Annotated in this window: 8 protein-coding genes and 1 pseudogene; 8 read left to right on the forward strand and 1 reads right to left on the reverse strand. The window is 63.8% G+C overall.

What is annotated here, in order from left to right:
- Positions 1 to 81 precede the first annotated feature (81 nt).
- Positions 82 to 966, forward strand: a complete 885-nt coding sequence (locus tag ABIE32_RS21365; RefSeq protein ID WP_429019266.1) for a bestrophin family protein — start codon at positions 82 to 84, stop codon at positions 964 to 966.
- An 85-nt stretch (positions 967 to 1,051) separates the two neighbouring features.
- On the opposite strand, the gene ABIE32_RS21370 is transcribed toward ABIE32_RS21365, so the two are convergent.
- On the reverse strand, positions 1,052 to 1,951 hold the full coding sequence (locus tag ABIE32_RS21370; protein ID WP_224150077.1) for a LysR family transcriptional regulator: 900 nt from the start codon (positions 1,949 to 1,951) through the stop codon (positions 1,052 to 1,054).
- A 122-nt stretch (positions 1,952 to 2,073) separates the two neighbouring features.
- Between ABIE32_RS21370 and ABIE32_RS21375 the strand changes: the two genes are divergently transcribed.
- The 7 genes and pseudogenes from ABIE32_RS21375 to ABIE32_RS21405 all read left to right on the forward strand — a co-directional run.
- Positions 2,074 to 4,191 carry a 3-hydroxyacyl-CoA dehydrogenase NAD-binding domain-containing protein gene (locus tag ABIE32_RS21375; protein WP_429019268.1) on the forward strand — a complete coding sequence of 706 codons (2,118 nt, stop codon included), beginning with the start codon at positions 2,074 to 2,076 and terminating at the stop codon, positions 4,189 to 4,191.
- A 225-nt stretch (positions 4,192 to 4,416) separates the two neighbouring features.
- A complete protein-coding gene (locus ABIE32_RS21380; protein WP_429019271.1) occupies positions 4,417 to 5,613 on the forward strand; it encodes an acetyl-CoA C-acyltransferase in 1,197 nt (398 codons plus the stop codon).
- 108 nt (positions 5,614 to 5,721) lie between these two features.
- Positions 5,722 to 6,918 carry an acyl-CoA dehydrogenase family protein gene (locus tag ABIE32_RS21385; RefSeq protein WP_224150074.1) on the forward strand — a complete coding sequence of 399 codons (1,197 nt, stop codon included), beginning with the start codon at positions 5,722 to 5,724 and terminating at the stop codon, positions 6,916 to 6,918.
- 10 nt (positions 6,919 to 6,928) lie between these two features.
- Positions 6,929 to 8,095, forward strand: coding sequence for an acyl-CoA dehydrogenase family protein (locus ABIE32_RS21390; RefSeq protein WP_429019273.1), 1,167 nt, complete (start codon positions 6,929 to 6,931; stop codon positions 8,093 to 8,095).
- Positions 8,095 to 8,907 (forward strand): oxepin-CoA hydrolase, alternative type, encoded by an 813-nt coding sequence (locus ABIE32_RS21395; RefSeq protein WP_429019276.1) that lies wholly within the window; start codon positions 8,095 to 8,097, stop codon positions 8,905 to 8,907. Before ABIE32_RS21390 ends, ABIE32_RS21395 begins: the two co-directional genes overlap by 1 nt.
- 58 nt (positions 8,908 to 8,965) lie before the next feature.
- Entirely contained in the window at positions 8,966 to 10,198 is a 1,233-nt protein-coding gene (locus ABIE32_RS21400; protein ID WP_429019279.1) for a CaiB/BaiF CoA transferase family protein, read from the forward strand.
- Between the two features lie 96 nt (positions 10,199 to 10,294).
- Positions 10,295 to 10,388, forward strand: a pseudogene (locus tag ABIE32_RS21405) (electron transfer flavoprotein subunit beta/FixA family protein); the annotation flags it as partial.

Consider the following 10,388-nt stretch of genomic DNA (forward strand, 5'->3'; position numbering starts at 1 on the left):
CCAGTTTGTGGTGCGGTACTTGCGCCGACCCCAGTTCGTCTCACTCATCATCCGAGCCTACTACCGCTGCGGCCCGGATTTGTGCAACAAAGCCGTTCCATCCTGCCGGTGATCCTGCCGCAATTGATCACCATCACGGTGCTGGCCATCGTCGTTACCGTGATCCACGGCTCAATCCTGGACTGGAAGGTGTCGCTGAACTTCGTGCCTTTCTCGTTGATCGGCCTGACGCTGGCGATTTTTCTCGGCTTTCGCAACAGCACCTCGTATGCCCGGTTCTGGGAAGCCCGCACCCTGTGGGGCGTGCTGCTGGTGGAAAGCCGCCACCTGACGGCGCAGGCGCTGGCCGTGGTGGGTGACGAGGCAGGTGACAGGGCCCATGCAAAGCTGCTGGCACAGCGCCTGTGTGCATTTGCCTATGCGCTCAAGCACCAGTTGCGCGAGAGCGATGCACGCACCGAGCTCTCGGCCTTCTTGCCGCCGGGCGATGTGGAGCGCGTTGCCGGTGCGCGTTTTCCCGCCGCGATGGCGCTGCTGCTGGTGCAGGAGTGGGTGGGCGAGCAGTTGCGCAGCGGCAAGGTGGCGGTGGCCGTGGTGCCCGCGCTGGAGCAATCGCTCGCACGCCTGGGCAATGCGGTGGGTGGGTGCGAGCGCATTTCGGGCACGCCGATTCCGTTCACCTATTCGGTCATCCTGCACCGCTGCGTGTACATCTACTGCTTTTTGCTGCCCTTTGGCCTTCTGGACACGATCGGCCCGATGACGCCGGTCATCGTTTGTTTTCTGGGCTACACCTTCTTTGCGCTGGAGGCCCTGGGCGCCGAGCTGGAGCACCCCTTTGGCCTGGCCGCCAATGACCTGGCCCTGGGCAGCCTGTGCTACACGATCGAATCTTCGGTGCTGGAGATGGTGGGCGAGCCGCCGCGCACGGCCAAGCCCGAGGTCAGAGACTGTATTCTGCTGTGATTGCAGCTGAGATTGATGCAAAAAGCAATCCTGGCGCTTACCCAGTGGGCGCTTGATGCTATTGTTTTGATAGTTTTTCGCGGGCTCAGGCAGGGCGCTCCGCCTCGGCCCGCTCCAGCAGAAAGTCGATCATCGTTCGCACGGCCTTGGTCTGGTGGCGGTTGGGCATCCACAGCAGGTACATGTTGTTGCCGAAGATGCTCAGCCGCCAGTCGCGCAGGGTGGTGACGACTTCGCCGCGTTCCACCTCGGCGCGGATCACGTAATCGGGCACGATGCCCACGCCCAGCCCGGCCATGATGCCCTGGCGCAGAAACGGAAAGTGCTCGGAGATCAAGGTGGGCTCCAGCCGGATCTCCTTGCGCAGCTCGCCCTGGTAGGCGCGCACCAGCAACTGCTTGCCGACGACGCCGCTGGTGATCAGCGGTACATGGCGCAAGTCCTCGGGCTGTTGGGGCAGCATGTTCTGGCGAGCGTAGTCAATGCTGGCGCAGGCCACGTAGTTCATCTCGCCCATGTGGCGCGCCACCAGGCTGTCGGGCGGCGTGGGCAGCACGCGCACGGCAATGTCCACTTCATCGCGCACGAGGTTGTCCACGCGGTTCTCGAAAATCAGGTCCAGCACGATGTCGGGGTATTGGCGCTTGAAGGCGATCAGCCAATCCGTCATTACCAACTGGCCATAGCCGCTGGGCACGGCCAGCCCCACGCGGCCCTGCAACCCTTTGCCCAGGCTGCGAATGGTTTCACCCGCCGCAGCCAGCTCGTTGCGGATGGCGTGGCCGTGTTCGTACAGGCGCAGGCCGACTTCGGTGGGCTCCACCCGGCGCGTGGTGCGGCGCACCAACTGCACGCCAACGGTCTTTTCCAACTGCGTGAGGTGGTAGCTGACATTGGCGCGGCTCATCTTCAGCTTGGAAGCGGCGCGGCTCAGGTTGCCTGCGTCGATGATTTCCACAAGCAGTGTCAGGGCGGAGTGATCCATAAAGCAAGTGATTGTTCAAATTCCTTTGACAGTCTGTCAATGATCTATGTGATTGTCAAATAAGCCTGCCGTGGCTGACAATGGGTTGAAACTTCGGTTCCATTCATACCCAGGAGACATGCATGAGCGCAGAGAACGCCGTTGTGACCACTGCCCGCGAAGGGCGCGTGCTGGTCGTCACCATCAACAACCCACCTGTCAATGCACTGAGCCAGGCCGTGCGCCAGGGACTGGCCGATGCCGTGGCCCAGGCCCAGGGGGATGATGAAGTCAAGGCCGTGCTGCTGGTGGGCAGCGGCAAGGCCTTCATTGCGGGCGCCGACATCCGCGAGTTTGGCAAGCCCGCCATGCCGCCCAGCCTGCCGGATGTGCTGATGCAGCTGGAGAGCAGCGACAAGCTGGTGATCGCCGCCATCCATGGCCCGGCACTGGGCGGGGGCCTGGAAGTGGCGCTCTCCTGCCACTACCGCCTGGCCGTGTCGGGCGCCAAGCTGGGCCTGCCCGAAGTGCAACTGGGCCTGCTGCCCGGCGCTGGTGGTACACAGCGCACGCCACGCTTGATTGGCGTCAAGGCTGCGTTGGACCTGATGCTGTCGGGCCGCCATGCCGGAGCCGAAGAGGCGCTGGCCATGGGCCTGGTGGACCAGGTGGCGCCTGCGGGTGCCGACGCGCGCAGCGCGGGCCTTGCCTACGCCAACCAACTGCTGGATGACAAAGCCCCCGTGCGCCGCACCCGCGAAGCCGCAGCCCTGGCCGACAAGGCAGCTGCGCAGGCCGAGCTGGACGCCGCCAAGGCCGAATCGGCCAAGAAGAACCGTGGCCTGTTCTCGCCCGGCAAGATCATCGAGTGCGTGCAGGGCGCGCTCGATCTGCCATTTGACGAAGGCATGAAGAACGAGCGCAAGCTGTTCGTCCAGTGCCTGGAGAGCCCCCAACGTGCAGGGCTGATCCACGCATTCTTTGCCGAGCGCGAAACGGCCAAGATTCCCGAGGCCAAGGCCGCAGCACCCCGCGCGCTGAACACCATTGGCGTGGTGGGCGGCGGCACCATGGGTGCGGGCATCACCGTGGCCGCGCTGGATGCAGGCCTTCCTGTGGTGATGGTCGAGCGCGATGACGAATCCATCGCCCGTGGCCGGGCCAATGTGGAAAAGGTCTACGACGGCCTGATCGCCAAGGGCCGCATGACGGCCGAGAAGAAGGCCGCCATCATGGCGCGCTACAGCGGCAGCACCGACTACGCGGCGCTTGCCCAGGTCGATCTGGTGATCGAGGCCGTGTTTGAAGAGATGGGCGTCAAGAAGGCCGTGTTTGCCGAGCTGGACAAGGTCTGCAAGAGCGGCGCGGTGATCGCCACCAACACCTCGTACCTCGATATCGACGCCATTGCCGCCAGCATCTCGCGTCCGCAGGATGTGATCGGCCTGCATTTCTTCAGCCCGGCCAACATCATGAAGCTGCTGGAGATTGTGGTGCCCGCCAAGGTGAGCGCCGATGTGGTGGCCACCGCCTTCGAGCTGGCCAAGCGCATGAAGAAGATTCCCGTGCGCGCCGGTGTGTGCGATGGCTTCATCGGCAACCGCATTCTGGCCGTGTACCGCGAGGCGGCCAACTACCTGATGGAAGACGGCGCATCGCCCTACCAGATCGACGAAGCCGTGCGCGAGTTCGGCTACCCCATGGGGCCGTTCCAGGTGGCCGATCTGGCGGGCGGCGACATTGGCTGGGCCACGCGCAAGCGCAAGGCCGCCACCCGCGACCCCAAGGCCCGCTACGTGCAGATTGCTGACCGGATTGCCGAAAAAGGCTGGTTCGGCCAGAAGACCCAGCGCGGCTACTACCTGTATCCGCAAGGCGCGCGCGCTGGCCAGCAAGACCCGGAAGTGCTCGCCATTGTCGATGCCGAACGCCAGCGCGCCGGTGTCACGCCCCGCAGCTTCAGCAATGAGGAGATCATGCGCCGCTACATGGCCGCCATGGTGAACGAGGGCGCGAACGTGGTGCGCGAGGGCATTGCGCTGCGCCCGCTCGATGTGGACGTCACCTTCCTGTATGGCTACGGCTTTCCGCGTTTCCGTGGCGGCCCGATGAAATGGGCCGACATGGTGGGCCTCGACAAGATCCTGGCCGACATCCGCGAGTTCGCCAAGGAAGACGCGCTGTTCTGGAAGCCTTCGCCCCTGCTGGTGGAGCTGGTGGAGAAGGGCGAGAACTTCGAGAGCCTGAACAAGGCGGTCTGATTCCATTTCTAAATCGAGCGATCACCTTGTCGGCCTTGCCTTCGCGTGCTCGCTTGATGGATTCATGGAATGGCTGGCCAGGACGCCGAGGTGCAACCCGGGGGCGTTCCAAATCGCCAAACCCTGGGTTGCTATATAAAAAATAGCTGCTGGCGCGCATGTAACAAGCACTGGCGGCATCAAACATCAAAATCAACGGTCGAACAGACCCAAGGAGACAACGCAATGCGTGAAGCCGTCATTGTTTCAACCGCCCGTACGCCGCTGGCCAAATCGCACCGTGGCGAATTCAACGTCACCCCTGGCGCGCAACTGGCTGCGTATTCCATCACCGCAGCGGTCGAGCGCTCTGGCATCGACCCGGCCCTGATCGAAGACGTGGTGCTGGGCTGCGGCTACCCCGAGGGCACCACCGGCCGCAACATCGGCCGCCAGGCTGCTGTGCGCGCGGGCTTGCCCATCAGCGTGGGCGGCACCGTGGTCAACCGTTTCTGCGCCTCGGGCCTGCAGGCGATTGCATTTGCGGCTGGCCGCATCATTGTGGATGGCGCGCCCGCCATGGTGGCAGGCGGCGTGGAGAGCATTTCGCTCATCCGCTCCAGCAACACCAACCCGGCAGACGCCGACCCCTGGCTGGTGGAGCACAAGCCCGAACTCTTCATGGCCATGATCGACACCGCCGATGTGGTGGCCCAGCGCTATGGCATCAGCCGCGAAGACCAGGATGCGTTCTCGCTGCAAAGCCAGCAGCGCACGGCAGCCGCCCAGGCCAATGGAACCTTCGACAACGAAATCGTGCCCTGCGCCGCGCGCATGGCCGAGAAGAACAAGGAAACCGGCGAAGTCACCTACAAGGACGTGGTTGCCACCATGGACAACTGCAACCGTCCCTCAACCACCCTTGAAGGCCTGGCCAAGCTGGAGCCGGTCAAGGGGCCGGGCAAGTTCGTGACTGCTGGCAATGCCTCGCAGCTGTCGGACGGCTCGGCCGCCTGCGTGCTGATGGAAGCCAAGGAAGCCGCCCGACTCGGCCTGTCGCCGCTGGGCGCCTTCCGTGGCATGGCCATTGCTGGCTGCGAGCCTGACGAAATGGGCATTGGCCCGGTGTTTGCCGTGCCCAAGCTGCTGGCGCGCCACGGCCTGACGGTGCAGGACATCGACCTGTGGGAGCTGAACGAGGCATTTGCCTCGCAGGCGCTGTACTGCCAGCGCAAGCTGGGCATCCCGATGGATCGCCTCAACGTCAACGGCGGCGCCATCTCCATTGGCCATCCCTTTGGCATGACCGGCGCGCGCCTGACGGGCCACATCCTGCTCGAAGGCCAGCGCCGCAAGGCCCGTGGCGAGAAAGTGAAGTGGGGCGTGGTGACCATGTGCGTGGGCGGCGGCATGGGCGCGGCCGGCCTGTTCGAGATTTATTGACCCCTTGAGGCGCTGCGGGGCGGCCCTTGCTCGGCGTCACGTAGATCGTGCAGCGGAGAGTTTGAGATGTGCAGGCCTTGCCTGCCCACGGTTACTGAGGAGATAGCAATGGATTTGCAATTTACCCCCGAAGAAGAAGCGTTCCGCGCCGAAGTGCGTGCGTTTCTGAAAGACAGCCTGCCAAAGGAACTGGCCGCCAAGGTGAAGGCAGGCCAGCGCCTGACGCGCTTTGACCAGGAAAACTGGCACGCCATCCTGAACAAGAAGGGCTGGCTCGCCTACCACTGGCCCAAGGAGCATGGCGGCACTGGCTGGTCGCCCGTGCAGAAGTTCATCTTTGACGATGAATGTGCCATTGCAGGCGGCCCGCGCCTGGTGCCGTTCGGCTTGTCGATGCTCGGCCCCGTGCTGATCAAGTACGGCAACGACGCGCAGAAAAACCACTGGCTGCCGCGCATTCTGAACGGTGACGACTGGTGGTGCCAGGGGTACTCCGAGCCCGGCGCAGGCTCCGACCTCGCTTCGCTCAAGACCACGGCCGTGCGCAATGGAGACCACTACATCGTTAACGGCCAGAAGACCTGGACGACGCAGGGCCAGCACGCGAACATGATGTTCTGCCTGGTGCGCACCAACAAAGAGGTCAAGTCGCAGCAGGGCATCAGCTTCGTGCTGATCGACATGAAGCAGCCCGGCGTGGAAGTGCGCCCCATCCGCACACTGGACGGCGACAAGGAAGTGAACGAAGTCTTCCTGACCGACGTCAAGGTGCCGCTGGAAAACCTGGTGGGCGAGGAGAACAAGGGCTGGACCTATGCCAAGTACCTGCTGACCTACGAGCGCACCGGCATCGCTGGCGTAGGCTTCTCGATGGCCGGGCTGGAAAAGCTCAAGGTGATCGCCCAGCGCGTGCAGCGCAATGGCAAGCCGCTGATCGAAGACCCGCAGTTCGCCACCCGCATGGCCAAGGTCGAGATCGAGTTGCTGAACATGGCCACCACCAACTTGCGCGTGATTGCCTCGGTGGCAGGCGGCGGTGTGCCGGGCGCGGAAAGCTCCATGCTCAAGATCAAGGGCACCGTCATCCGCCAGGAACTGCTGTCGCTGGTTCGCCGCGCCATGGGCCCGTATGCGCTGCCCTATATCGAAGAGGCGCAGTTTGCCGAATACGCCGATGAACCGGTGGGGCCTAAGGAGGCGGCCACTGCGGCAGCGGCCTACTTCAACTACCGCAAGCTGTCGATCTTTGGCGGCTCGAACGAAATCCAGCGCAACATCATCTCCAAGATGATCCTCGGCCTGTAAGGAGATTTTTATGAACTTTCAACTGGACGAAGACCGCCGCATGCTGGCGGATGCGCTGAACCGCTACCTGAGCGAGCAGTACGGCACCGAATACCGCAACAAGGCTGCGTACGGGGCCAAGGGCTTCAGCGCCGAAACCTATGCCAAGCTGGCCGAACTGGGCGCCATCGGTGCGCTGTTCAAGGAATCTGACGGCGGTTTTGGCGGCGAAGGCGTGGATATCAGCGTGGTGTTCGAGGCGCTGGGCAACCATCTGGTGGCCGAGCCCCTGCTGGGCGCGCTGCTGGTGGGCCGTGCGCTGACCGAAGCGGGCACCGACGCGCAGAAGGCACAGCTCGAAGCCATCATTGGCGGCGAGACGATTGCGGCGCTGGCGCATGACGAGCCTGCCAACCATTACGAGCTGAACCGCGTGGCCACCACGGCCAAGCAGGACGGCAACGGCTGGGTGCTGAACGGCAGCAAGGCCGTGGTGCTGTTTGGCGACGAGGCGCAACTGCTGCTGGTGTCTGCACGCACGGCGGGCGCTATGGACGACAAGGCCGGTATCTCGCTCTTTCTGGTGCCGGGCGATGCCGCAGGCATCACCCGCCGTGGCTATGGCCGTATTGACGGAGGTCATGCTGCCGAGGTGGCGCTGGCCAACGTGAAGGTAGGCGCCGATGCGCTGCTGGGCAAGGCGGGCGAAGGCCATGCCCTGTTGGAGCGCATCACCGGCTTCGGCCTGCTGGCGCTGGCTGCTGAATCGCTGGGTGCAATGGACGTAGCCAAGAACCACACGCTCGAATACCTGCGCACGCGCAAACAGTTTGGCGTGCCCATCGGCAGCTTTCAGGCACTGCAGCACCGCATGGCCGACATGCTGCTGGAGGCGGAGCAGGCGCGCTCGGCCGTCATCAACGCGGCTGCGGCGATCGACAGCCCCGACGCCATCGAGCGCGAGAAAGCGCTCTCGGCTGCCAAGTACAGCGTGGGCCAGATCGGCACCCTGATGGCGGAAGAAGCCATCCAGATGCACGGCGGCATCGGCGTGACCTGGGAGCTGCCGCTGGCGCACTACGCCAAGCGCCTCATCATGATCGACCACCAACTGGGCGACATGGACCACCACCTGGCGCGCTACATGGAGCTGCAGGCCCAGGAGCGCGCTGCGCAAAATACCCGCAAGGCCGCCTGATGAGCACCGCAGGCAACGCACAACCCGCGCTGCTGGCGCGCCGCGAAGGCGGCGTGCTGGTGCTCACCAACAACAACGAGGCCGCGCGCAACGCACTCTCGCCCGATTTCTACCTGGGCTTGACCGAGGCCCTCAAAACCGCTGCCACTGACACCACGGTGGGCGCCATCGTGCTGACCGGCGCGGGCGGGCATTTCTGCTCTGGCGGCGATCTGCGTCGCATCGCCACGCGCCGTGAGCAACCGATTGAAAAGCGCCGCGAACTGCTCGAAGGCCTGCACGACCTGGTACGTGCACTGCGCGACTGCCCCAAGCCGGTGATTGCAGCCGTGGAAGGCGCGGCAGCCGGTGCGGGCCTGTCGCTGGCCATGGCCTGCGACATGATGGTGGTGGCGCGCAACGCCGTGTTTTCGGTGGCCTATGTGAAAGTGGGCCTCTCGCCCGACGGTGGCGCCACGGCATTTCTGGCCGAACACCTCTCGCGCCAGTTGCTGACCGAGATGTGCCTGACCGGCGACCGCGTCAGCGGCGAGCGCATGCAGCAGCTGGGTGTGGTCAACCGCCTGACCGAGCCTGGCGCTGCCCTGCAGGAGGCCGTGGCCCTGGGCACCCAGCTGGCCAGCGGACCGTTGATGGCCATGGGCAGCATCAAGCAGCTATGCCGCGCTGCCTACAGCCAGACGCTGGAAGCGCAGCTGGATATGGAAGCCGAGTTGATGGTGCGCGCGCAAGGCGGGGATGAAGCGCTGGAAGGCATCACCGCCTTTCTGGAAAAACGCCCGGCAGATTACGTGAAGATTCGAAAACAATAGCTGATAGCGTAGGTGGGATGGGCGCTAGCGCACGATTTCATCACAAGGAGACATGCAAATGGGTGAAGCCCAAACTCAAACCAGCGCCGATTGGCCGTTGACCGGCGTCAAGGTGCTCGACCTCTCCCGCGTATTTGCCGGGCCCCTGTGCGGCATGGTGCTGGGCGACTTCGGCGCCGATGTGGTCAAGGTGGAACACCCTGGCCGAGGCGACGACACGCGCGACTGGGGCCTGCGCATCGGCAAGACCGAAACCACCTACTACAACAGCATGAACCGCAACAAGCGGTCCATCACCGTCGATCTGCAAAAGCCCGAAGGGCTGGCGCTGATCCTGGAGCTGGTGCCGCAGTTCGATGTGGTGATCCACAACTTCAAGTTCGGTGGCGCCGAGAAGCTGGGCCTGGGCTATGAGCAGATCAAGGCCGTCAAGCCCGACATCATCTACTGCTCGGTCACTGGCTACAACACCGCCACGGAAGAAGCCGCGCGCCCTGGTTACGACATTCTGGTGCAGGGCGAAGCAGGCCTGATGGCGATGAACGGCGAAGCCAGCCAGCCACCTCTGAAGTTCGGCATGGCCGTGGTGGACATGACCACCGGCCTGTACGCCGCGCAGGCCGTGCTGGCTGCGCTGTTTGCACGCGAGCGCACCGGCCGGGGCCGCCAGATCGAAATGTCGCTGTACGACAGCGGCGTGATGGTGACGGGCTACTACGGGCTCGATGCGCTGCTGATGGGCAAGGACCCCGAGCGCTACGGCAATGCCCATCCGTCCATCGTGCCCTACGGCATGTTCTATGCGTCGGACGGGCCGCTGATCATTGCCGTGGGCAACAACGCGCAATTCGAGAAGTTCTGTCGCCAGGTGGTGATGCGCCCCGACATCGTCGAAGACCCGCGTTTTGCCACCAATGTGGAGCGCGCCAAGCACCGCAAGCTGCTGCTGCCGATGATCATCGAACTGCTGGGCACGTTCGAGCGCGCCACCTTGCTCTCTCGCCTGCAGAAAGCCGGAATCCCGGGTGGCGAAGTGCTGGGGCTGCACGAGGCGCTCACCTCACAGCGCACGCAGGACAGCGGCGTGGTGCAGCAGATGCCGCACCCGGTGGCCGGATCGACCCATGTCATGGCGCCTCCCTATCGCATGGATGGCGAGCGTCTTCCGATTCGCCATGCGCCACCCACTTTGGGCGAAGGCACGCGCGAAGTGTTGCAGAATTTGCTGAACATGACCGACGAGCAACTGCAGGCCTTGAAGGCGCAGGGCGTGCTGACGCTGCCCGAATGATTCTGCCTGGTGAATGCTTTTGATTTGATAGCTGTTTGCGCTTGATGGACGGGCGATGACAGGCTTCTTGATGATTAACTTTAGAGGATAGCGACTATGAAAGTACTGGTACCCGTCAAGCGCGTGGTGGACTACAACGTGAAAGTGCGCGTCAAAAGCGACGGCACGGGAGTGGACATTGCCAACGTCA

It is taken from the genome of Comamonas sp. 4034 (genome assembly GCF_050434545.1).
Taxonomy (GTDB): Bacteria; Pseudomonadota; Gammaproteobacteria; order Burkholderiales; family Burkholderiaceae_C; genus Comamonas; species Comamonas odontotermitis.